The sequence below is a fragment of the Sphingobacterium zeae genome (assembly GCF_030818895.1).
Lineage (GTDB): Bacteria > Bacteroidota > Bacteroidia > Sphingobacteriales > Sphingobacteriaceae > Sphingobacterium > Sphingobacterium zeae.
The window spans coordinates 885079-908773 of record NZ_JAUTBA010000001.1 but is presented as its reverse complement, the minus strand read 5'-3'; the positions used below and the strand labels follow the sequence as shown (position 1 = coordinate 908773).

The window sequence follows — 23695 nt, the reverse complement described above, 5'->3', positions numbered from 1 at the left end:
CCTATATTGACTTTACTTTTTCACGATAAATTTATAAGTCGTTTTGGAGCTATATTGCTCTCCAGGTTTTAACACCGTTGATGCAAAATTGGGGTGATTTGGTGCATCTGGAAAATGTTGTGTCTCCAAACAGAACGCCGAACGGAATGGATAGACTTTTCCTGCTTTACCCTTAGGGTCTGTATCTTTCATAAAATTGCCACTGTAAAACTGCAAACCGGGTTCGGTCGTATAAACTTCCATTGCAATACCAGTCTTGCTTGTATACACCTGAGCAACCTTTTGGAAACCATCTTTCTTATCAAGTTCAAAATTATGATCATAGCCCTTTCCGATCTTTAGCTGCGCATTTTCATCCTCAATCCGAGCACCAATAGGTGCCGGCTTCTTAAAATCGAATGCTGTACCCGCTACCGGCAAACTCTTTCCTGTTGGAATCAAGCTGTCGTCAACTTCTGTAATCGCCTTTGCATCAATTTGAAGTTCGTGATCCAAAATCGAAGAATCACCGGCCCCATTAAGATTAAAGTAAGCGTGGTTGGTAAGGTTCAATACGGTTTCCTTATCCGTTGTTGCTTGATAATCTATAGCCAACCCATTGTCATCTAAGGTGTAAGTTACCTCCATCTTGACCGTCCCCGGATAACCAGCTTCTTTATCGGGTGAAGTATACGCCAATGTAATGGATGTTGCCGTGCTACTAACGACATCCCACACTTTATTATACACACCATTTGTACCACCATGAAGCGAATTTTCTCCGTCATTCTTTTCTAAAGAATACACCTCTCCATTCAGCTTAAACGAAGCTTTACCAATCCGATTACCATACCTTCCTACAATAGCGCCATAAAAATTATTATAGTTTTCCTTGTATTCATTAGCTGAATCATAACCCAAAATCACATCTGTCAATTGACCATCCTTATTCGGAACATTTAAACTCACTAAGCGTGCACCATAATTTGTCAAGGTAATGGCAAGTTTGTCATTCTTAAGCTGGAATAGTTTCACCTCTTTACCATCAATTTGGCTGTCAAAAGCCTGGTTGGAAGAAGAATCAGCCAATGTCGATGCTGGCTTATTTTGAGTTGACGGAGATTGGCAGCCATAAGCTAATGAAGCACAGCTCAACAAGCCAATAATAATTTTCTTATTCATCTGCAATTAAGTTTTGTTCCATCGTTTTGATGGAGGCTTCCTAATTTCAATTAGGAATGGTTCATAATCATTTATTTAATCAAGTAGTATTAATGCTACCAAAAACGCACATAAATAGCGGTGACCAATAATAAAGTCACAACAATTAAAGCCAATACGGATGGTTCAACTTTAAACATCGATCGATCCAAGACGAAAGCTTTTGGATTAACCTTCGGTCCAAATAAGCTAACGGCAATCATAGCGATCATAGTAAATACAAAAGCTAATCCCATACAGATCTGGAACGGAATTTCATATACACCAGCTTTATTCAGATACGCAGTATAGATCCATGTCTCTGGTCCAAAAACTTTCGTTGCAAACTCGTTGAAGAATATAGACAACGCAAATCCAGTGATCAGTCCAGTGATAGCCGCCGCTCCGGTGGTTCTTTTCCAAAACATCCCCAACAAAAACATCGCAAAAACCCCAGGACTAATAAAGCCGGTATATTTTTGAATGAATGTAAATCCTCCGGCCCCGCCGATGCCCAGCGCATCATTCCAGGTAAATAAAACAGAAAGTAGAATAGAGATCACAATCGTTATCTTTCCAACCCAGACCATTTTCGCTTCGCTCGCATCTTTATTAATATATTTTTTAAAGATATCCAATGTAAAGATCGTTGCGATACTATTGGCCTTTCCGGCCAATCCGGCAACGATAGCAGCTGTAAGCGCCGCCAGCGCAAGCCCTTTCATTCCATTGGGCAGATAGCCCAATATCGCTGAATATGCATTATCGGCGTGAAACACTCCTCCAGGAGCCATTTCGTGTTGTAACGCACCATTTTTGTATAGCACGTAAGCGGCTATTCCCGGAAGCATAACGATAATCGGCATAAACAATTTTAGAAATCCCGCAAAAAGAATTCCTGTTCGCGCAGTCTTCAAATCAGCACCCAAAGCGCGTTGCGTGATATATTGATTGCAACCCCAGTAATTTAAATTGACGATCCAGATTCCCGCAAGGTACATCCCTATTCCAGGTAACATCAGATATTTATTAATATCTTCCTGGCTGGCTCCTGGCCCTGGTTTATCAACAAAAAGGTTGAAATGCTCCGGAGAGTCTTCCATCAGTTTATTAAATCCAGCTAACGCATCTTTTCCTAAACCAAAATGTTCGCTGACTAAAGTCAACGCTACATAGGTCGTGGCTATACCACCAATAATCAACACAACAACCTGAATAACATCCGTAAAACCGATAACACGCATTCCACCTAGGGTAATAATCACCGCAAATACAGCTAAAGCGACTGTTATCGTATGAAAGCTATCTCCGCCACCGGCCATACTCGAAATGGCAATTGCCCCTAAATACAAAATCGATGTCAGGTTGACAAAAACATATAAAAACAACCAGAAAATTGCCATGATAAGACTTGTCGTTTCATTGTATCGATTATTCAAAAACTGGGGCATGGTGAAAATCTTATTTTTCAAATAGACCGGTATAAACCAAACCGCCACAATAATTAGCGCTACCGCTGCAATAAGCTCATATGCCGCCACAGCAATACCAACCTCAAAGCCGTTACCGCTCATCCCGATAAATTGTTCAGCCGAGATATTTGACGCAATCAATGAAGAACCTATGGCCCACCAGGTAAGTGAACCTTCCGCCAAAAAGTAGTCCTTGCTACTGCTCAAACTATTGGTCTTTTTACGATAAATCCAGTAGCCATAGCCAGCTACTATAAAGAAGTAAATTACAAAGATGATGTAATCTACCGTTGCAAATTTTTCCATATTTCCCAAATTGGTTATTTTAAATAAGCCACCTATGCCTTCACGAGAGAAGAACATAAATGGCTTAAGTTATTATTTACTGAGTAAATAATAAAGTTCATTCCATTTTAATTGATCTTCGAGTTTTGCTAGCGTGGTGTCCTCATCGATCAAAACATATTCCAGTCCGGCAATACGCGCAAAATCTTCGAGATATTCAGGCGTCAAGCTTAAACTGTAAGCGGTATGGTGAGCACCTCCAGCTACAATCCAGGCACTGCAACCCGTTTTCATATCAGGAAGCGGTTTCCATAACACGCGCGCGACAGGAAGCTTTGGTAATTGCTCTTCCACGGAAACACCTTGTACTTTATTAACGATCAAACGAAAGCGCGTTCCCATATCGACCAATGAAGCATTCAGTGCATTTCCGCTCTGACCGTTGAACACCAAACGGGCAGGGTCCGCCTTGCCACCAATCCCTAGCGGATGCACTTCGATACGCGGTTTTCCGGTTGCTAATGCCGGGTCTACTTCTAACATATGTGAACCAAGTACCATTGGATTCTGTGGATCAAAATGATAAGTATAGTCTTCCATAAATGCAGTGGTTCCTGGTAATCCTGCTCCCATCACTTTACATGCACGCACCAAAGCTGGAGTCTTCCAATCTCCTTCACCTGCAAAACCATATCCCTCAGCCATTAATCGCTGTACTGCCAAGCCCGGAAGTTGCACCATACCATGCAGATCCTCAAAAGTATCCGTGAAACCTTTAAAGTTTCCTTGTTCCAAAAACTTCCTTAAACCAATTTCGATTTTAGCGGCCTCGATTAAGTTCGTATGAAACGCTCCGCCAGCTTTTACATTTTCGGCCAGCTCATAAGAAGATTCGTACTCCGCTAGCAATGCCTCAATTTCCGCTTCAGTACTAGCGTTGATAACCTCTACTAAATCACCGATTGCGTAAGTATTTACCGAAAAGCCAAATCTCGACTCCGCTTCCACTTTATCGCCATCTGTAACCGCCACATAACGCATATTGTCACCAAATCGTGCAAATTTTGCTCCCTGCCAGTCATGCCACCCAGCTGCCGCGCGAGCCCAAACATTGATCCGTTCAAGCACCTCCACATCTTGCCAATGGCCAGTAACGACTTTACGCGCTATCTTTAAACGGCTGACAATATGTCCAAACTCGCGATCTCCATGAGCACTCTGATTGAGATTCATAAAATCCATATCGATACTACTCCATGGAATGTCCTGGTTGTACTGCGTATGCAGATGTAGCAATGGTTTTTGTAACGCCTTTAACCCTCTAATCCACATTTTTGCTGGGGAAAATGTATGCATCCATGTGATGACGCCGATACAATTTTCTGCCCTATTGGCGGCAGCCAATGTGGCATATATCTCATCCGTATTTTTTACGATCGGCTTATATTTTACTCCTACCGGAATCTCTTTTTGCGTATCAAGGTAATTAGCTATCTCTTCTGCATGTAGAGCAACTTGTCTTAAAGTCTCCTCTCCATACAGGTCTTGGCTACCCACGACAAACCAGACCTCAAGTTCTTTTAAATTGATATTCATGTTAAATTGTAGTTTTACTATAGATTTTTTAATACTCAAACATTATTGACCATAATAGGAATTAGCACCATGCTTCCGTTCATAATGCTTTTTAACCAAAGCAGCTTTTAATCGAGCGGCTTCCGGATTGATCTGTTCTGTCAACCAGGCCATTTTAGCAACCTGTTCCAGCACCGCGCTGTTATACACTGATTTCGTTCCAGTTTTACCCCAGGCAAATGGAGCATGGTTGCCAACGAGAATCATTTCCACTTCTTTATAGTCCAGCTTATTCTCAGTGAAGTGATTGATAATCTGAAAGCCTGTTTCATGCTCATAGTTTCCTGCGATCATTTCATCGCTCATCGGTGGAGCACATGGAATATCTTTTGTCAGGTGATCTGCGTGTGTGGTACCAAAAATAGGAATATCCCGCTGCGCCTGTGCCCATGCTGTGGCATAGGTTGAGTGTGTATGGGTAATACCTCCAATCTCTTCCCAGTGTTTATAGAGCAGGGCATGCGTCTTTGTATCGGACGATGGGCGGAGATCACCTTCAACGATTTGGCCGTCAAAATCCACAATTACCATATGCTCCGGCGAAAGTTCTTCATAGGGAACACCGCTAGGTTTAATAGCAAATACTCCATGCTGACGATCCACCACGCTCACATTTCCAAATGTAAAAAGCACTAAGCCCAATTGGGGCAATTGCATATTGCAATGATATGCTTCCTCTTTAATTGAATTATACATGATTAAATTTGAATGGTTAAACAGTAAGGGCATGCAATTCTTTTCCTTCTACGAAAGCACCCAAAGCACGGTAACGTTCGTAGCGTTTAGCATACATTGGCACCCATTTTTCCTCGGGTATATAGGTTTGTTCAAAGCCTTGTCCCATCGCTGTCATCGCATCTTCGACCCGCTCATATAAACCCGCGGCCGTGGCGGCAAACATCGCTGCGCCGATAGCGCAGGTCTGCTCACTTTTGTGGATACGAATTGGCATATTCATTACATTTGCCATCATTTGCATAATAAAAGGTGACTTTTTTGCGACACCGCCCAATCCAATCAAACCTTTTACAGGAATACCCTGGGCGACAAAACGGTCCACAATCGCCTTTGCACCGAAACATGTCGCTTCGACAATCGCCCTGAAAATACGTGGAGCATCAGTTCCGAGGTGTAAACCCGTAATTGCACCTTTCAAGGATTGATCTGCATCGGGTGTACGGCGACCATTGAGCCAGTCAATTGCTAATTCGGACGCTTCTGTTACCGGAAGCAATGCAGCCTGCTCACTTAACCGAAACAATAGCTTCTCTTCCAATGTAGCGATTAACTGCTCACGGTTGTCATCAGACATACCTTCAACCTCTTGTATTAAATTCTTCGTCGGCCACATTAACACCTGCTTCAGCCAAGCGTAAGCATCACCAAATGCAGACTGTCCAGCCTCCATGCCAATCATTCCTGGAATAATCGAACCATCAACCTGACCACAGATCCCCTTCACCAAAGTATGCTGTACTTCCTCCTTTGGAGCGACTAGCATGTCGCAAGTAGATGTTCCCATCACCTTACTTAAATAATAGGGTTCAATTTGCCCCCCAACCGCACCCATATGACAGTCAAAAGCACCTACACCGACAACGACCGACGTGGTAAGCCCTAATCGTTGTGCCCATTCTTCCGAAAGTTGACCGGCAGCTTTGTCGGCCGTATAGGTTTCGGAAAACAGTCGGTCTACTATACCGTCCAACAAAGGGTCTAACGACGAAAAAAAGGAATTAGGAGGCAAGCCTCCAAATTCTTCCGCCCAAAGCGATTTGTGACCAGCCGAACAGACACCACGTTTCATAGTAGTTACATCTGTTCCTCCAGTTAATAAAAAAGGAATGTAATCGCAATGCTCCACCCAGCTGTATGTGGCGGCACGCACCTTTTCATCAGTCCTGAAAACATGCAGCAATTTGGCCCAGAACCATTCCGAAGAATAGACGCCCCCCACATACTTCAGATAATCGACTGAGCTATTTTGATTATAAAGGTTAATCTCCTTGGCCTCCTGAACGGCGGTATGATCTTTCCATAAGACGAACATGGCATTGGGGTTGTGCTCAAACTCTGCCAGTAAAGCTAGCGGAACCCCCTTTTCATTTACTGCAACTGGAGTAGACCCCGTTGTGTCAACGGAAATCGCTCTTACGGTTTCACCGATATTGCTTAAACCAGATTTACTTAAGCAATCTTTTATGGTTGCTTCCAATCCTTCGATGTAATCCAAAGGATGTTGCCTGAACTGACTTAAAGCAGCATCACAATACTCACCTCTTTTCCAACGCGGGTAGTAAAATACCGAAGACGCGATTTCCTCGCCATTGTTAGCATCGACCAATACCGAACGGACCGAATCACTTCCATAGTCCACCCCAATGACATGCGATTTATTCATTTTTGCTGAATTTGGTTTATAACTTATAATTGTTCTTAACACCTTACTTTTCAATATTCCATCTCTAAAGTTAGCATTGAAAAAAATAATTAGTGTCAAATAAACATTTAATTTTTTAAATATGAAAGAAAATTTTCATATTTAAAAAATTGATCTAACTTCATAGCAGCAAATTATGATTGACCCCAAGTCTGATATAGGCATATAAGAGTGTTTAAAGGATTATATCAGCCAATTATCGTACTTATTTTTAGCTATTTACTTTTTTACATAGTTTTGCCCATGGAATTGGTGGGATGAAGTCAGATAAAACGATAAAACGATAGACAATGGAATATTATAAAAAAGATTCAGGGATCCTTTTGGCTGTAGACTGTATCATATTTGGATTTAACGGTGAATCCCTAGAAGTGCTTTTAATTAAACGCGATTTCGAACCCGAAAGAAATAAATGGAGTCTAATGGGAGGTTTCGTTCAATCCAATGAAAGTCCAGAAGAAGCTGCAAGCCGCGTGCTGAGACAGTTAACAGGACTTGAAAATGTATATATGGAACAATGTAGTGTATTTGGGGAGCCTACCCGCGAACCTAACGATCGCGTTGTCAGCATCTGTTACTTTGCCCTGATTGATACGCAGCAATACAAACATATTCTGAGTGATGATTACGAAGCAAAATGGTTTCCGTTGCAAAAGCGCCCAGCGCTTATCTTCGACCACGATCAGATGATTACGTCAGCGCAGCACCGCCTACGCATGAAAGCAGCGTTGTATCCCATATTATTTGAATTACTGCCCGAGAAATTTACCATTCCCCAAATTGCTGCGCTCTATGAAGGCGTGTATAATATCGAGCTGGATAAGCGCAATTTCAGCCGAAAACTGCTATCTTCAGATCTTATCATCAAACTCCAAGAAAAGGATAAAGAAAATTCGAAGAAAGGAGCTTATTTTTTTAAATTGAATACGGCTATTTATAAGGAAAAGATCATGTCCTTTCTTCGTTATTTACCGAGCTGGTCTATCGAACCCTAAAGATAAAGCATGAAAATCTAACCTAACAATAGGAATATATTCACTTTCAATTTTCGTTTTTTCAATTATTCCTTATATTTATCACAGGTATATCCTAGCTTTACATCTAGGAAAAGCTAAATGATGCATTTTATAACTATAAACAACATGAGCAAATTGAGATTAGCATTTATATTCTTTACTATTTTATTTATTTCATCATATACTACGCTACAGGCACAAAATCCTGCCTCGGCTCCCCCGACTAAAGCAGCGCAACAGGATAATGCCTTCAAGTATAGTCCCGATGGATTAAAAAAAGGAAGTTTGTCCAATCAATTTGACCACCTTAACTATATTTCGAAAAACAACTATGATTTCAAGATGGTGCGTAAAACCAATCTTGACATTGTCAAAAGGAATGTGATTGATACCGTAGCAAAATTACACAAAGAAATCAGCTCCTTGAAATCATCTTCAAGCAATTATTCTTCGAATACAAAAAATTTGCAAGATTCTATTCAGGTCTTAAACGATCAGCTGGCACAAGAGAAGGAAAAGACAGAGAGTTTATCTTTCTTGGGAATCAATACATCGAAAGCCTTTTACAATACCGTTGTTTGGACGATCATTGGGATATTGGCAGTAGCGACATTTATCTTTCTATTTTCCTATCGAAAAGCGAAAGTGGATACAGTGGAATTCCAAAAGACAGCTGAGCAATCCCAGGAAGAATTTGCAACTTTTCGCAAAAAGGCTATGGAAAAAGAACAACTGCTTAAGCGTCAGCTACAAGACGAATTAAACAAAAAAATCTAGTACTACTTTTCCTAAAATTAGGAGATATATCTTGATCGACCTGTAGCGAATCCATGAAGCATTCGATGACAGGTCGATTTTATTTAGCGGTGTACGTTAATGAAGAAAAACTATATTTGCATAGATCGAAATTGAAACAGACAGAATTACAATAGATAACATTTTGACCTACGTTAATAAATTTATAATTTAATTACAAATTCTATTTGTTTTTAAATACGAATAACCTTATTTTTGCTGACCAAAAAAGAGGCCTTTTATGTCTCTTATATAAAATTGATTAATAAATATTTAGTCCCTATAATATGCCCAAGATTGGTAAAATAGCGCAGATTATCGGCCCAGTTGTTGACGTCAACTTCGCCGACAGTGAAAATCTACCTAAAATTTACGATGCATTGTACATTCAAAAAGAAAATGGACAACGTGTTGTATTAGAAGTTCAACAACACTTAGGTCAGGATCGTGTACGTACAATTGCCATGGACGCAACTGAAGGTTTAGTTCGCGGAATGGAAGTTGTCGATACTGGTGCTCCTATCAAAATGCCTGTTGGTGAAGAAATCAAAGGTCGTGTATTCAATGTCGTTGGTGATGCCATCGACGGGATCCAAAATCTGAATAAGGAGAATGGTCGTCCTATTCACAACGTACCACCTAAATTTGAAGATTTATCAACTGAATCCGAAGTACTTTTTACTGGTATCAAAGTTATTGACCTTTTAGAGCCATATGCTAAAGGTGGTAAAATTGGTTTATTCGGTGGTGCCGGTGTAGGTAAAACTGTATTAATCCAAGAATTAATCAACAATATCGCAAAAGGTCACGGTGGTCTTTCTGTATTCGCCGGTGTAGGTGAACGTACTCGGGAAGGTAATGACTTGTTGCGCGAGATGTTAGAATCTGGTATCATCAAATATGGTGAACATTTTATGGAAGGCATGGAAAAAGGGGAATGGCCTTTAGACACTGTAGATCACGAATTGATGAAAGATTCAAAATGTACGTTCGTATTCGGTCAAATGAACGAGCCTCCTGGTGCACGTGCTCGTGTTGCTTTATCAGGCCTTACAGTAGCGGAATACTTCCGTGACGGTGATGGCGAAGGTCAGGGCCGTGACGTATTATTCTTCATTGATAACATCTTCCGTTTTACACAAGCGGGCTCTGAAGTATCAGCCCTATTGGGTCGTATGCCTTCAGCCGTAGGTTACCAACCAACGTTGGCAACGGAAATGGGTTTAATGCAAGAGCGTATTACATCAACTAAAAACGGATCTATCACTTCTGTACAAGCCGTATATGTACCTGCCGATGACTTAACTGACCCTGCTCCAGCGACAACTTTCGCCCACTTGGATGCAACCACAGTATTGTCTCGTAAAATTGCTGAGTTAGGTATCTACCCTGCTGTGGATCCATTAGATTCTACATCACGCATCCTTTCTCCAGCCGTTTTAGGTAACGAACATTACAATACCGCTCAACGTGTAAAAGAAATTCTTCAACGTTATAAAGAATTACAAGATATCATCGCCATTTTAGGTATGGACGAATTATCGGAAGAAGATAAATTAACAGTACACCGCGCACGTCGTGTACAACGTTTCTTATCTCAACCTTTCCACGTTGCAGAACAATTTACAGGTTTAAAAGGTGTATTGGTAGACATCAAAGATACCATCAAAGGTTTCAATATGATCATTGACGGTGAAGTAGATGAGTACCCTGAAGCTGCATTCAACTTAGTCGGTAACATTGATGATGCTATCGAAAAAGGTAAAAAATTATTAGCAGAAGCAGTTTAATCTAGATTATATCTAAGAATAATGAAGTTAACAATTATCACTCCAGACAAATTAGCATTCGAAGGCGAAGTAACAGCTGTTACTGTACCTGGCTCTGCAGGCTCTTTCCAAATTTTGAAAGATCACGCTGCCATCGTTTCTACTTTGGAAGATGGAAAAGTAATTATTCAACAAGGTAAAGGTGAACAGGAAGTGTTCATTAAAGGTGGTGTTGTCGAAGCAAAAGACAATGTCATTACCGTGCTTGCTGAAGGAATTATCGGAGATTAAATCAAATCGATTTTATAAAATTTAAAGGCTTCCGGTAGAAATATCGGAAGCTTTTTTTTTTGAAGTTTTTTTGAAGTTTTCATCATTTTAAGAAGAAAATTGACCGTTGTCACAAAAAATAATTTTTCAGAACAGTAGACCAATTTTAAATACGGTATACGACTAACAAAATATAAAACCGAATAAACCTATTTTTTCACCAAAAAAAACCGTTACAATAACTTAATATAAAATTTTATTCTAAATTCAAAATTAGCAGTTTGCCTATTGCCAATTATTGTAATTCCTGCTACCTTGAGGAAATGAAATTCGAAAGTTTTTATTGAAACTTGAGATCACATGATTTACCACCAAAAACACCACGAAGGGAACTATTATACTGAGGTAAATTTAGGGTTATGAAATACTACGATAAAAACACATTGATCTATTTGAATGGAGCTTTTGTAAAAGCTTCCGAAGCGGCGTTGGATCCGTTTGCACAGTCACTGCATTATGGGTATGCTGTATTCGATGGATTACGCGCATATAATACCCACAATGGCCCCCGTATCTTTAAAGCTGAAAAGCACTTCGACCGTTTGAAGAGATCATGTGAAGGGGTTAATATTCCGTATCATTGGAGCAATAGAGAGCTGATCGAAATATGCTATGACCTTTTGGCCACCAATAACCTGAGAGAAGCTTATATACGTCCATTGGTATTGACCGGTTCAAATATGCACTTAACCTCATCAACCGAAGCAACAATCATGATTGCAGCCTGGGAATGGGGTCCATATCTTGGTCAAAACTTATTGCGGGTATGTATTTCGGATATCAAAAGACCTAATCCAAAATCGTTTAAAATTGACTCGAAAATCTCTGGTCAATATGTTAACTCTATTCTTGCCACAACGGAAGCCATCGAAAGAGGGTATGACGAAGCTTTAATGCTCGACCACGAAGGTTATGTTGCCCAAGCATCCAGTGAAAACATCTTTATCGAAAAGGATTTCAAAATCTATACACCGCCCACGAAGAGCATCTTCCCGGGCATTACACGCCAAACGGTGAAAAATATCTGTAAAAAGTTAAATTTCGAAGTTATCGAAAAGCAACTGACTGTTGAAGATATTTACACCGCAGACAGCGCCTTTTTATGTGGGACTGCTGCAGAAATCATCGGAATCAAACAAGTCGATGATGTCATCTATCAAGAAGCGTGGGAACATAGCATAGGGGCATCAATCCAAAGACGTTATAAAAATTTAGTATTAGAGAACGAAAATTATGAAGTCATCATCTAACGGCGAATATGCAATGAACAAATACAGCCGTACATTTACACAAGACGAAACGCAACCTGCTGCAAAAGCCATGCTTTACGGTATCGGTCTTACAGATGCCGACATGGACAAAGCACAGGTCGGTATTGCCAGCATGGGATATGATGGTAATACGTGTAATATGCACTTAAATGATTTGGCACAAATAGTCAAAAAGGGCGTTTGGAACAATAATTTAGTAGGCCTAACCTTCGGAACCATTGGCGTCAGCGACGGCATGAGCAATGGTACAGATGGGATGCGTTATTCGTTGGTAAGCCGGGATGTGATTGCTGATAGCATCGAAACAATCTGCGGTGGACAATATTATGATGGCTTGATCTCTATTCCTGGCTGTGACAAAAACATGCCTGGTGCAATTATGGCAATGGCCCGTTTAAATCGCCCTTCTTTAATGGTATATGGCGGTACCATCGCTCCTGGCCACTATAAAGGCGAAGAATTAAACATTGTATCTGCATTCGAAGCATTGGGACAACGCATCTGCGGAAATCTTTCCGATGAAGATTATGAAGGCATTATCAAACATACCTGCCCCGGTGCAGGTGCTTGTGGGGGGATGTATACCGCAAATACCATGGCTTCGGCAATTGAAGCCTTGGGCATGAGCTTACCTTACTCGTCTTCCAATCCGGCGATCTCGGACGAAAAGAAAAATGAATGCCTAGAGGCAGGTAAACACATCCGTACCCTACTTGAGAAAGATATCAAGCCTTCTGATATCATGACACGCAAGGCATTTGAAAATGCTTTACGTACCATTGTTATCTTGGGGGGAAGCACGAATGCTGTTCTTCACTTTATTGCTATAGGTAAAGCGATAGGCGTAGACATCACCCAAGATGACTTTCAACGCATGAGCGATGAAACGCCTGTGTTAGCCGACTTTAAACCATCCGGTAAATACTTGATGCAAGATCTCCAACAATATGGTGGAACTCCTGCTGTCATGAAGTATCTCTTAGACGAAGGCTTACTCCATGGCGACTGCATTACTGTAACAGGAAAAACCGTTGCCGAAAACTTGGCTGATGTTAAATCAATCATGGCATATGATCAACCGATTATAAAACCCTTGAACGATCCTATTAAAGCTACAGGACACTTGCAAATTCTTTACGGGAACTTAGCAGAGAAAGGTTCTGTTGCCAAGATCTCCGGTAAAGAAGGTGAAAAATTCACTGGTCCTGCACGCGTATTCGATGGAGAGCATGATTTAGTAGCGGGCATCGCATCGGGTAGAATCAAACCGGGAGATGTTGTCGTGATCAAAAATGAAGGTCCTGTAGGGGCACCAGGCATGCCTGAAATGCTCAAACCGACCTCATTGATTATCGGCGCGGGCTTGGGTAAATCTGTTGCTTTGATTACTGATGGTCGCTTCTCGGGTGGAACGCATGGTTTTGTCGTCGGGCATATCACACCTGAATCTTACAAAGGTGGACTGATCGGCCTTGTACATGATGATGATATCATCGAGATTGACGCTGTCAATAACAGCATCAATGTACTCCTTTCGGACGAGGAGATCGCACAACGCCGCACAGCTTGGGTACAACCAGCGTTAAAAGTTAGCAAAGGAGTTTTATACAAATATGCCAAAACAGTTGCCGACGCCTCAGAAGGCTGTGTAACGGATCAGTAGAAAATAAAAACAGAGACCTTAAGCGAATAGAGACCTAGACAATCGACGCCTAAGGTCTCAGACCGAATATCTAAATACTAAAAAGACTGAATAATCAACAAAAAAAATCAACGTAATGAGTACACTGGAAATAACAGAAAATAAGGCGACCGCAGCACAACAAACTCCGACACAAATTTCGGGATCTAAAGCTGTATTGGAAGCCTTATTGAGCGAAGGAGTTGATACCGTATTTGGCTATCCCGGAGGTGCAATTATGCCCATCTATGATGCCCTTTATGATTATACGGATCGTCTGAAGCATATTTTAGTGCGCCATGAACAAGGTGGAATCCACGCGGCGCAAGGTTATGCAAGATCTTCAGGTCGTACCGGTGTCGTCTTTGCGACAAGTGGTCCTGGAGCAACAAACTTAGTTACTGGATTGGCTGACGCCATGATTGATAGTAACCCGATCGTCTGTGTCACAGGTCAGGTCTTCGCTTCACTATTAGGAACGGATGCATTTCAGGAAACTGATGTCATCAATATCACGGCACCGGTTACAAAGTGGAACTATCAAGTTACCGACGCCACTGAAATTCCAGCTGCACTTGCAAAAGCATTTTATATTGCCAGCACTGGCCGTCCAGGGCCGGTACTGATCGATATCACTAAAAACGCGCAATTGCAATTGTTTGATTATTATGGTTACGAAAAGTGCAACCACGTACGCAGCTACAGACCTGCACCACAAGTACGAAAAGAATATGTCGAACAAGCGGCGGCCCTAATCAACAATGCCAAGAAACCATTTGTTCTTTGGGGACAAGGAATTATTTTAGGAAAAGCCGAGGAGGAATTTAAAACATTTATCGAAAAAGCCGGTATCCCTTCTGCAAGCACTGTTATGGGTTTGAGCGCTCTCCCAACAGACCATAAACTTCATGTCGGCATGCTTGGTATGCACGGTAACTATGCGCCGAACGTGATGACCAATGAATGCGATGTGTTAATTGCTATCGGTATGCGATTCGACGACCGCGTAACTGGTCGTTTAGATAAATATGCTAAACAGGCAAAAGTAATCCATTTGGACATAGACCCAGCCGAGATTGACAAAAATGTACAGACAACCGTACCTGTATGGGGCGACTGTAAAGAATCTCTCCCGATGCTGACGGAATTGATAAATGCAACAGACCATTCTGCTTGGTTAGCGCAATTTCGCGAACTTGAAAAAGAAGAAATCAAGGAAGTGATCCAGGATGAACTTCATCCGCAAACAGATATCATGACGATGGGTGAAGTCATCAATGTGCTGAATGAATTGACGGGAGGTGATGCAATCATCACAACCGACGTTGGTCAACATCAAATGGTAACCTGTCGCTATGCTAAATTTAATAACAGCAAATCAAATGTAACCTCAGGAGGTTTGGGAACCATGGGTTTTGGACTTCCAGCAGCTATCGGTGCTTGGTACGGCGCTCCAGAAAAAACCGTTGTGGCCATCATTGGCGACGGTGGTATACAGATGACCATCCAAGAGTTGGGAACGATCATGCAATTTGGTGCAAAAGTCAAAATTATGATCCTCAACAATGAATTCCTGGGCATGGTGCGTCAATGGCAGCAATTGTTCCACGACAGGCGCTATTCATTCGTGAATATCACGAGTCCTGATTTTGTTGCTGTAGCGAAAGGCTATTACATCGACGGTCAGAAGATTTCGGAAAGAAAAGATCTTCGCAATGCGCTGAAAACAATGATTGATCACGACGGAGCTTATCTATTGGAAGTGATGGTCGGTAAGGAAAATAATGTATTCCCAATGGTGGCGCAAGGAACGTCGGTATCTGAGATACGCTTAAAGTAGAATTAACATGGAAAAACAAGAATATACCATCACCCTATATACAGAGAATTCTATCGGTCTTATCGGTCGGATTTCAACAATTTTTTCGAGAAGAAAAATCAATATCGAAAGTTTGAACACTTCCCCTTCTGAAGTGGAAGGGATACACCGTTTTACCATTGTGATCACGGAAGCGGAGGATGTTCTGCGTAAGCTTTGCCGTCAGCTGGAAAAACAAATTGACATCCTCAAAGCCTATTACAACACCAATGATGAAGTGATCTGGCAAGAACAGGCATTATATAAAGTGCCTGCGGATGTTGTGAATGAAAAAGTTTACGTCGAGCGGCTGTTACGTCAATACGGTGCGAATGTTGTTGTGATCCGCAACGATTATATTGTATTCGAAACGGCCGGTCACCGCGAAGAGATTGATAAGTTAACCGAAGAGCTGACAAAATACGGCTTGATCGAATTTGTACGTGGGGCTCGTATTGCCATCATCAAGGATAGTGCAGGCTTCCACTCCAAATTGGTTCAGTTTGAAGCCCAAGAGCCTTCTGAAGAAATTGTAGAAAACGAATATCTCGACAAAAGGGATGATGTATTTACAATGTAAGCATTAAAAATATCATGCAAGCAACATTTAAATTTATCTTAAAGTCACGTCAAAAATTCATTGAATTAATTGAAGGCCTTTCTATAGAACAGCTTAACAAAATTCCTGTAGGATTTAACAACAATATCATCTGGAATTTTGCGCATATCGTTGTCAGTACCCAGACCTTAATCTATGTGCGTACAGGAATTAAAGCCGATACGGCTTGGGTGAAGTATAACGAAGATTATAAAAAAGACACCAAACCGACCCGCTTTGTTGAACAAGCGGAGATCGATGAATTAAAAGAAATCGCCATCCGCAGTATTGAGCAAATTGCCGCCGATTATGACAATGGTGTCTTTGGAGAAATCACTTCCTTTTCAACAGCAACCTATGGTTATCCAATGGAAACCATTGAAGAAGTTATTGCCCTGACATCTGGACACGACAATGTTCATTTCGGCTATGCAATGGCGCAACGCAGATTAGTACAATAGTTAAAACAAATAATCAACAACCCATAACAGAAAGAAAGTAAAACAATGGCAAATTATTTCAACACTTTACCGCTTAGAGAGCAGTTAGAACAATTAAGTCACGCTGAATTCATGGACAACACCGAATTCACGGATGGCGTAAATGCTTTAAAAGGTAAAAAAATCGTAATCGTAGGATGTGGAGCACAAGGCTTGAACCAAGGTTTAAACTTAAGAGATAGCGGACTGGACGTTTCTTATGCATTACGTAAAGAAGCTATTGAACAAAAAAGAGATTCTTGGAAAAATGCTACGGACAACAATTTTAATGTAGGAACTTACGAAGAATTGATCCCCACTGCAGATTTAGTCATCAACTTGACTCCAGATAAACAACACACTTCAGTTATCAACGCCGTAATGCCTTTGATGAAAGAGGGCGCTACATTATCGTATTCACACGGTTTCAACATTGTGGAAGAAGGTATGCAGATCCGTAAAGATATTACTGTCATTATGGTTGCGCCAAAATGTCCAGGATCTGAGGTTCGTGCAGAGTACCTTCGTGGCTTTGGTGTACCTACCCTAATCGCTGTTCACCCTGAAAATGACCCACAAGGAAAAGGCTGGGCTGAAGCAAAAGCATATTGTGTAGGAACAGGTGGTCACAAAGCAGGTGTATTGAAATCTTCATTCGTAGCTGAAGTAAAATCAGATTTGATGGGTGAGCAAACGATTCTTTGCGGATTGTTGCAAACAGGTTCGATCTTATCTTTCGATAAAATGATCGAAAAAGGAATTGAAGCAGGATACGCCTCAAAATTGGTACAATATGGCGTAGAAGTGATCACAGAAGCCTTAAAGCACGGTGGTGTAAGCGGCATGATGGATCGTTTAAGCAACCCAGCAAAAGTGAAAGCTTTTGAAATCTCTGAGGAATTGAAAGATATTATGCGTCCATTGTTTCAAAAACATCAAGATGATATCATGTCAGGTCACTTTAGCAAGACCATGATGGAAGATTGGGCTAATGGTGATGCAAACCTATTGAAATGGCGCGCTGAAACGGGTGAAACGGCATTCGAAAAAACACCTGCTGGTGATGTTAAAATCAACGAACAAGAATACTTCGACAACTATACGCTAATGGTTGCTTTCATCCGTGCAGGTGTTGAATTGGCCTTCGAAACGATGGTTGAAGCGGGTATAAAGCCTGAGTCGGCATACTATGAATCATTGCATGAAACACCATTGATCGCCAATACAATCGCCCGTAAGAAATTGTTCGAAATGAACCGCGTCATCTCTGATACAGCTGAATACGGTTGTTACCTATTCGATCAGGCTTGTAAACCGTTGTTGGCAGACTTTATGAAAACTGTAGATACTGATTTAGTCGGTAAAAACTTTAACGAAGGCCGGGATGGTTCAGTGGACAATGCTCAATTAGTTGTTATCAATGAAATTTTACGCGACCACCCCGTGGAAATTGTTGGGCGCAAATTGCGTAAAGCGATGACCGCAATGAAAGCGATCAAAACTGTTTAAAGTTTATACGGAATTATACATGCTTCAGAATCATGAAAATTTCGTAATTTAGTATATTGAAACCAAGGTGATATTGAGACATTTACAATATCACCTTGGTTAATATAAAAATAACATAAGAGAGAATAAAAAATGTCAAAAACTTTAGTAGAAAAGATTTGGGATGCACACGTCGTCAAGCGTGAGGAAGGGTTCCCGGATATTATATATATCGACACCCATTTAATTCATGAAGTTACTTCACCTCAAGCTTTTGATGGCCTACGTAAGAGAGGAATCCCAGTTTTTCGTCCAAAACAAACGGTAGCTACCGCCGACCACAATGTACCCACACTTAATCAGCACTTACCAATCAAAGAAGAACTATCGCGCTATCAGGTTGATATGCTCACCAAAAATTGTGCTGAATTTGGTATTGAATTATACGGTTTGGGACATCCCTACCAAGGTATCGTACATGTTATTGGTCCCGAGCTGGGTATCACTTTACCGGGCAAAACGATGGTTTGTGGCGATAGCCATACCTCAACACATGGCGCTTTTGGAGCTATTGCTTTTGGTATCGGAACCTCTCAAGTTGAACAAGTCTTCGCTACCCAATGTCTATTGCAGTCGAAGCCAAAAACAATGAAAATTGAAGTCAACGGTACCCTTCAAAAAGGTGTTGGAGCAAAAGATATCATCCTATATATCATCTCCAAAATATCTGCTGCCGGTGGTACAGGTTACTTTATCGAATATGCGGGTTCAGCAATCCGTTCGTTAAGTATGGAAGCGCGTATGACCATCTGTAATATGAGCATTGAAATGGGGGCTCGCGGAGGGTTAATTGCACCTGATCAGATTACATTTGATTATGTAGAGGGGCGTGAGTTCGCTCCGAAAGGAGAGGAATGGGATAAAGCGCTAGCCTACTGGAAAACATTATATTCCGACGACGATGCCATTTTCGATAAAGTATTGACTTTTGATGCGGCAGATATCGCTCCCATGATTACTTACGGTACCAACCCCGGGATGGGAATGGGAATTGCAGAACATATTCCAGCAACTACTGCTCAGCCAGAATCAGAAAGACCATCGTATCAAAAAGCATTAGACTACATGGGCTTTAAAGACGATTCAACAGTATTAGGCAACCGTGTTGATTACGTCTTCATCGGAAGTTGTACCAATTCCCGTATCGAAGACTTACGTGAAGTTGCTTCATTCGTACAGGGTAAGCAGAAAGCACAGGACGTTGAAGTATGGATTGTACCAGGCTCAAAACAAGTAGAAAAACAAGCCAAAGAAGAAGGCTTGGATAGAATATTTGAAGCAGCGGGATTCCAACTACGCGAACCTGGATGCTCCGCATGTTTAGGAATGAACGAAGATAAAATACCTGCCGGCAAATATTGCGTTTCGACTTCAAATAGAAACTTCGAAGGACGTCAAGGGCCTAATGCACGTACCATGCTGGTATCCCCTCTGACAGCAGCCGCTGCAGCAGTAACAGGTAAAGTAACAGATGTGAGAGAGTTGATCTAAAAAAAATTAAAGCGTAAAATATATTAATCTAAAAATGAAAAGTACTACTAAAATCACATCTATCATCTTAGCGGGGGCTACACTTTTTACCAGTTGTGCGAGCAAAACATTGATTCAATCCAATCCTGTTGGAGCAAAAGTTTATATTCAAGGAGAGTATGCGGGTACAACACCGTATTCTTATAAAGACACCAAAATCGTTGGCAGCACAACTGATTTGAAAATAGAAAAAGAAGGTTATGAGCCTTTTATTACCAGTTTTTCTAGAAATGAAAAAGCTGACGTCGGTGCCATTATCGGGGGGATATTTGTACTTGTTCCATTTCTATGGACCATGAAATATAAAGAGCAACATACGTATGAATTGATACCTCTAGGTAGCGGAGCAAAAAAAGAGTCAACAGACACATCATTATCAGCTAAATTACAAGAGCTAAAAAAGATGTACGATGACAAGCTCATTACCAAAGAGGAGTATGAAAAGCAAAGAGAAAAGGTTTTGAACAATTAACGTTCGACAAAAAATAAAATAGATAAAAAACGGAGGGCTAATAGACTCAGCTCCGTTTTTTATTTTGACTTTGAAAAAATGAAAAAATTTGAAACTTTAACTTCACGGGTAGTTCCACTACCTATTGAAAATATTGATACCGATCAGATCATTCCAGCGCGTTTTCTAAAAGCGACAACGCGCGAAGGATTTGGAGATAATTTATTCCGTGATTGGCGCTTTGATACAGACAATCAGCCCAAAACGGATTTCGTATTGAACAACCCGACCTATTCGGGAAAAATATTGGTTGCGGGTAAAAACTTTGGCTGTGGATCTAGTCGCGAACACGCTGCCTGGGCTATTCAAGACTATGGTTTTGACGTTGTTATCAGTTCATTCTTTGCAGATATCTTCAAAGGAAATGCGCTAAACAATGGGGTTTTGCCCATTCAAGTTACAGAAGAGTTTTTAGGAAAAATATTCGAATTGGTACACCAAAATCCTGATACCGAAATTATCGTCGATCTTGAAAAACAAACGATCATGTTGACAGAAACAGGCGATCAATTTGAATTTGAAATCAATCCATATAAAAAGTCATGCTTGATCAATGGATATGATGACATCGACTTTATCCTAAACCAAAAAGATTCAATCGAAGCATTTGAAGCAAACAGACAATGGTAGATCCTGTCGTCCATATTGCCAATTTAACTGTTCAGTACGGTAGAGATATCGTATTGCAAGATTTAAATTGGCAAATCTTTAAGGGTGAACAATGGATTTTAGGGGGGCCGAGTGGTACCGGAAAAACAACGCTTGCAAAAGCAATTTCCGGTCAATTAAAATATGAAGGGGAAATCGAATTCAAGCTCGGTTCCAACAATCCCCTTTCAGCAAAAATTCACTATGTTTCCAATTGGTTTCAGTTTACCAATCTGGAAGGCGACCGCAACTTTTATTATCAACAGCGGTACAACAAATTCGCAAAAAACGATACGTTAACTGTTTTTGCAGAGCTGAAACATTTTGCACAGGAGGAACAACTCTCTTTTGACGACGTACGCAACTATCTGACAATTTTTGGTTTTGAAAATTTCAAAGATCAACAGTTGATCGAACTCTCCAGTGGGGAGCATAAAAGACTACAATTGATCAAGGCGCTATGGCGCGAACCTGAGGTCCTTATCATTGATCAACCTTATACGGGTTTAGACGTACAATCTCGACAAGACCTCAATCGCATTTTTGATCAGCTGGCCAATAAAGGAGTGACGTTGTTGCTTATTAGTAATGATGAAGAATACCCCAGCTGCATCAATCGCTTCGCAGAAATTCAGGAGGGCAAGATCGTTATTCGCCAACGTAGCGAGGAACTGTCCAGAGGGTTACGCCGGACGCGAAAGGCACTGCCTTATTTTCTGCAACGAGCACCAGAAGTTTCTTCTCAGATCATGGTAAAAATGAACAAGATTAATATCTCTTATGGAGAGAAACAAGTTCTAAAAAACATAGACTGGGAGGTAAAAGCTGGTGAAAAGTGGTTACTGCAAGGTCATAATGGCTCTGGAAAATCAACCTTGCTCAGTTTAATCAATGGTGATCACCCCCAGGCCTATGCCAATGACATCTATCTTTTCGGTCAAAAAAGAGGATCTGGAGAAAGTATCTGGGACATCAAAGAACATTTGGGGATCATATCGCCAGAATTACATTGGTACTACGATATGAATGCCAACGTTGGACAGACCATCGCTTCGGGATTCTTTAATTCCATGAGCCTCTATCAGCGATTAGGATTTGAACAACAGCAGAAGCTGGAGCAAATTCTTCATTTTTTTGACCTCAAAGAGGTTAAACATAAAACATTGGGATCATTACCCCTGGGCCAACAACGTTTGGCTCTACTGGCCCGCACGATCGTGAAACATCCTGAATTGCTGATTTTGGACGAACCATGTCAGGGGCTGGACAAAGAGCAGACACAGTATTTCAACGACGTCATCGATGATCTGAGTAAAAGCGGCCAAACCCTCATCTACGTAGGGCATTTCCACGCTCAGTTACCAACTTGCATTGATAATAAAATGGTGTTGGAAAAGGGAGAAGTGAAAGCGATAACCAAAGTTATCCACAAAAAAGAGGCGTTTTCCACATAAGAAATGTGGAAAACGTCCAGCTAGAATAGAAAATAGATGTTAGCGGTTAGCATTTAGAGACTAACGGCTCAATAGTTATAAAACAATGAAAAAAAATATTTTAATCATACCTGGAGATGGCATCGGCCAAGAAGTAACCACTTGGGGTAAAAAAGTGCTAGAAAAAATCGGTGAAAATTATGGTCATGAGTTCAGCTTCGATGAAGCAATCATGGGCCATACCGCAATCGAAGCTACAGGTAATCCACTACCTGACGAGACATTAGCGAAAGCAAAAGCTTCCGATGCAATCCTTTTTGGAGCCATTGGCCATATCAAGTATGATAATGATCCATCGGCTAAAGTTAGACCTGAACAAGGCTTACTAAAAATCCGTAAAGAATTGGGTCTGTATGCTAATCTTCGCCCAATATTATTATTTGATGAATTATTGGATGCTTCAAGCTTAAAGCCAGAAATACTTCAAGGGACAGATATCCTTTTCTTCCGTGAATTGACAGGCGATGTGTATTTTGGCGAGAAAAACCGAAACGAGGACAACACTTTTGCCTCAGATCTAATGAATTACCACCGTTACGAAGTTGAACGTATCGCACGTAAAGCTTACGAGGCAGCGCGTACACGTAATAAAAGATTATGTTCTGTTGATAAAGCTAATGTCCTAGAAACGTCGCGTCTTTGGAGGGAAGTTGTACAAGAACTTGCAAAAGAGTATACAGATGTTGAAACAGAGCACATGTTTATTGATAATGCCGCGATGCAATTGGTCAAAAATCCAAAGAAGTTTGATGTTGTTTTAACCGCCAATCTTTTTGGTGATATCCTAACAGACGAGGCTTCGCAAATTGCAGGATCCATGGGTATGTTGGCTTCCGCTTCAGTAGGCGATGGTACAGGCTTCTTCGAACCTATACATGGCTCTGCGCACGATATCGCTGGTCAAAATAAAGCGAATCCACTTGCGTCAATATTATCTGCAGCCTTGATGCTTGATATTAGCTTTGGCCTACAGGAGGAAGCTAAAACGGTTACCAATGCTGTAGCTGAAACATTAAAAGCTGGTTGGAGAACCGGTGACATTGCAAACAGTAGCACAGAAGCTTCAAAAATTTTAGGCACCCAAGAAATGGGGCAAAAAGTATTGGAGTTTATTAAATAGTATTGAGATATGAGTAATGAAGTAGTGAGTATTGGGA

General features: G+C 41.1%; 20 protein-coding genes. 15 read left to right on the top strand and 5 right to left on the bottom strand.

Going from position 1 to position 23695, the window contains the following annotated elements; all coding sequences use genetic code 11:
• Positions 1 to 12 precede the first annotated feature (12 nt).
• From QE382_RS03830 to QE382_RS03810, 5 genes are all read right to left on the bottom strand, one after another.
• A complete protein-coding gene (locus QE382_RS03830; RefSeq protein WP_307184747.1) occupies positions 13 to 1161 on the bottom strand; it encodes an aldose epimerase family protein in 1149 nt (382 codons plus the stop codon).
• 95 nt (positions 1162 to 1256) lie between these two features.
• Positions 1257 to 2957, bottom strand: a complete 1701-nt coding sequence (locus tag QE382_RS03825) for a sodium:solute symporter family transporter (protein ID WP_293956994.1) — start codon at positions 2955 to 2957, stop codon at positions 1257 to 1259.
• 72 nt (positions 2958 to 3029) lie between these two features.
• Positions 3030 to 4532, bottom strand: coding sequence for an L-arabinose isomerase (gene araA / locus QE382_RS03820; protein ID WP_307184746.1), 1503 nt, complete (start codon positions 4530 to 4532; stop codon positions 3030 to 3032).
• Positions 4533 to 4574: 42 nt separating this feature from the next.
• Positions 4575 to 5267, bottom strand: a complete 693-nt coding sequence (locus QE382_RS03815) for an L-ribulose-5-phosphate 4-epimerase (protein WP_307184745.1) — start codon at positions 5265 to 5267, stop codon at positions 4575 to 4577.
• 16 nt (positions 5268 to 5283) lie between these two features.
• Positions 5284 to 6972 carry a ribulokinase gene (locus tag QE382_RS03810; protein ID WP_307184744.1) on the bottom strand — a complete coding sequence of 563 codons (1689 nt, stop codon included), beginning with the start codon at positions 6970 to 6972 and terminating at the stop codon, positions 5284 to 5286.
• 329 nt (positions 6973 to 7301) lie between these two features.
• On the opposite strand from QE382_RS03810, the gene QE382_RS03805 reads away from it, so the two are divergent.
• The 15 genes from QE382_RS03805 to leuB all read left to right on the top strand — a co-directional run bounded on the left by QE382_RS03805 (position 7302) and on the right by leuB (position 23658).
• Entirely contained in the window at positions 7302 to 8006 is a 705-nt protein-coding gene (locus QE382_RS03805) for an NUDIX hydrolase (protein WP_307184743.1), read from the top strand.
• Positions 8007 to 8153: 147 nt separating this feature from the next.
• Positions 8154 to 8804 carry a hypothetical protein gene (locus tag QE382_RS03800; protein ID WP_307184742.1) on the top strand — a complete coding sequence of 217 codons (651 nt, stop codon included), beginning with the start codon at positions 8154 to 8156 and terminating at the stop codon, positions 8802 to 8804.
• A 305-nt stretch (positions 8805 to 9109) separates the two neighbouring features.
• Positions 9110 to 10612 (top strand): F0F1 ATP synthase subunit beta, encoded by a 1503-nt coding sequence (atpD, locus tag QE382_RS03795; RefSeq protein WP_046673738.1) that lies wholly within the window; start codon positions 9110 to 9112, stop codon positions 10610 to 10612.
• 21 nt (positions 10613 to 10633) lie between these two features.
• A complete protein-coding gene (gene atpC / locus QE382_RS03790; protein WP_209578172.1) occupies positions 10634 to 10882 on the top strand; it encodes an ATP synthase F1 subunit epsilon in 249 nt (82 codons plus the stop codon).
• A 398-nt stretch (positions 10883 to 11280) separates the two neighbouring features.
• Positions 11281 to 12171 (top strand): branched-chain amino acid transaminase, encoded by an 891-nt coding sequence (locus QE382_RS03785; RefSeq protein ID WP_307184741.1) that lies wholly within the window; start codon positions 11281 to 11283, stop codon positions 12169 to 12171.
• Complete coding sequence (gene ilvD, locus QE382_RS03780) at positions 12155 to 13855, top strand: dihydroxy-acid dehydratase (RefSeq protein ID WP_307184740.1); 1701 nt, start codon at positions 12155 to 12157, stop codon at positions 13853 to 13855. The genes QE382_RS03785 and ilvD overlap by 17 nt, the downstream gene beginning before the upstream one ends.
• A gap of 115 nt (positions 13856 to 13970) precedes the next feature.
• The gene (gene ilvB, locus QE382_RS03775) at positions 13971 to 15713 is read left to right on the top strand and encodes a biosynthetic-type acetolactate synthase large subunit (protein WP_293883944.1); all 1743 of its coding nucleotides are present in this window, start codon (positions 13971 to 13973) and stop codon (positions 15711 to 15713) included.
• A gap of 7 nt (positions 15714 to 15720) precedes the next feature.
• Complete coding sequence (gene ilvN, locus QE382_RS03770) at positions 15721 to 16311, top strand: acetolactate synthase small subunit (RefSeq protein ID WP_293957006.1); 591 nt, start codon at positions 15721 to 15723, stop codon at positions 16309 to 16311.
• Positions 16312 to 16325: 14 nt separating this feature from the next.
• The gene (locus tag QE382_RS03765) at positions 16326 to 16790 is read left to right on the top strand and encodes a DinB family protein (protein ID WP_307184739.1); all 465 of its coding nucleotides are present in this window, start codon (positions 16326 to 16328) and stop codon (positions 16788 to 16790) included.
• A gap of 45 nt (positions 16791 to 16835) precedes the next feature.
• Positions 16836 to 18317, top strand: a complete 1482-nt coding sequence (gene ilvC / locus QE382_RS03760; RefSeq protein WP_209578167.1) for a ketol-acid reductoisomerase — start codon at positions 16836 to 16838, stop codon at positions 18315 to 18317.
• Positions 18318 to 18449: 132 nt separating this feature from the next.
• The gene (gene leuC, locus QE382_RS03755; RefSeq protein ID WP_307184738.1) at positions 18450 to 19847 is read left to right on the top strand and encodes a 3-isopropylmalate dehydratase large subunit; all 1398 of its coding nucleotides are present in this window, start codon (positions 18450 to 18452) and stop codon (positions 19845 to 19847) included.
• A gap of 34 nt (positions 19848 to 19881) precedes the next feature.
• The gene (locus tag QE382_RS03750; protein ID WP_293883949.1) at positions 19882 to 20358 is read left to right on the top strand and encodes a PEGA domain-containing protein; all 477 of its coding nucleotides are present in this window, start codon (positions 19882 to 19884) and stop codon (positions 20356 to 20358) included.
• A 78-nt stretch (positions 20359 to 20436) separates the two neighbouring features.
• Positions 20437 to 21027: a 3-isopropylmalate dehydratase small subunit gene (leuD, locus tag QE382_RS03745; protein ID WP_307184737.1), complete on the top strand. Its 591-nt coding sequence runs from the start codon at positions 20437 to 20439 to the stop codon at positions 21025 to 21027.
• Positions 21021 to 22499, top strand: coding sequence for an ATP-binding cassette domain-containing protein (locus QE382_RS03740; RefSeq protein ID WP_307184736.1), 1479 nt, complete (start codon positions 21021 to 21023; stop codon positions 22497 to 22499). Before leuD ends, QE382_RS03740 begins: the two co-directional genes overlap by 7 nt.
• A gap of 85 nt (positions 22500 to 22584) precedes the next feature.
• Entirely contained in the window at positions 22585 to 23658 is a 1074-nt protein-coding gene (gene leuB / locus QE382_RS03735) for a 3-isopropylmalate dehydrogenase (RefSeq protein WP_307184735.1), read from the top strand.
• Positions 23659 to 23695 lie beyond the last annotated feature (37 nt).

Bases quoted from the DNA above. Each gene is read 5' to 3' on its own strand.
- QE382_RS03830 (WP_307184747.1), bottom strand. From the start codon at position 1,161: ATGAATAAGAAAATTATTATTGGCTTGTTGAGCTGTGCTTCATTAGCT.
- QE382_RS03825 (WP_293956994.1), bottom strand. From the start codon at position 2,957: ATGGAAAAATTTGCAACGGTAGATTACATCATCTTTGTAATTTACTTC.
- araA (WP_307184746.1), bottom strand. From the start codon at position 4,532: ATGAATATCAATTTAAAAGAACTTGAGGTCTGGTTTGTCGTGGGTAGC.
- QE382_RS03815 (WP_307184745.1), bottom strand. From the start codon at position 5,267: ATGTATAATTCAATTAAAGAGGAAGCATATCATTGCAATATGCAATTG.
- QE382_RS03810 (WP_307184744.1), bottom strand. From the start codon at position 6,972: ATGAATAAATCGCATGTCATTGGGGTGGACTATGGAAGTGATTCGGTC.
- QE382_RS03805 (WP_307184743.1), top strand. From the start codon at position 7,302: ATGGAATATTATAAAAAAGATTCAGGGATCCTTTTGGCTGTAGACTGT.
- QE382_RS03800 (WP_307184742.1), top strand. From the start codon at position 8,154: ATGAGCAAATTGAGATTAGCATTTATATTCTTTACTATTTTATTTATT.
- atpD (WP_046673738.1), top strand. From the start codon at position 9,110: ATGCCCAAGATTGGTAAAATAGCGCAGATTATCGGCCCAGTTGTTGAC.
- atpC (WP_209578172.1), top strand. From the start codon at position 10,634: ATGAAGTTAACAATTATCACTCCAGACAAATTAGCATTCGAAGGCGAA.
- QE382_RS03785 (WP_307184741.1), top strand. From the start codon at position 11,281: ATGAAATACTACGATAAAAACACATTGATCTATTTGAATGGAGCTTTT.
- ilvD (WP_307184740.1), top strand. From the start codon at position 12,155: ATGAAGTCATCATCTAACGGCGAATATGCAATGAACAAATACAGCCGT.
- ilvB (WP_293883944.1), top strand. From the start codon at position 13,971: ATGAGTACACTGGAAATAACAGAAAATAAGGCGACCGCAGCACAACAA.
- ilvN (WP_293957006.1), top strand. From the start codon at position 15,721: ATGGAAAAACAAGAATATACCATCACCCTATATACAGAGAATTCTATC.
- QE382_RS03765 (WP_307184739.1), top strand. From the start codon at position 16,326: ATGCAAGCAACATTTAAATTTATCTTAAAGTCACGTCAAAAATTCATT.
- ilvC (WP_209578167.1), top strand. From the start codon at position 16,836: ATGGCAAATTATTTCAACACTTTACCGCTTAGAGAGCAGTTAGAACAA.
- leuC (WP_307184738.1), top strand. From the start codon at position 18,450: ATGTCAAAAACTTTAGTAGAAAAGATTTGGGATGCACACGTCGTCAAG.
- QE382_RS03750 (WP_293883949.1), top strand. From the start codon at position 19,882: ATGAAAAGTACTACTAAAATCACATCTATCATCTTAGCGGGGGCTACA.
- leuD (WP_307184737.1), top strand. From the start codon at position 20,437: ATGAAAAAATTTGAAACTTTAACTTCACGGGTAGTTCCACTACCTATT.
- QE382_RS03740 (WP_307184736.1), top strand. From the start codon at position 21,021: ATGGTAGATCCTGTCGTCCATATTGCCAATTTAACTGTTCAGTACGGT.
- leuB (WP_307184735.1), top strand. From the start codon at position 22,585: ATGAAAAAAAATATTTTAATCATACCTGGAGATGGCATCGGCCAAGAA.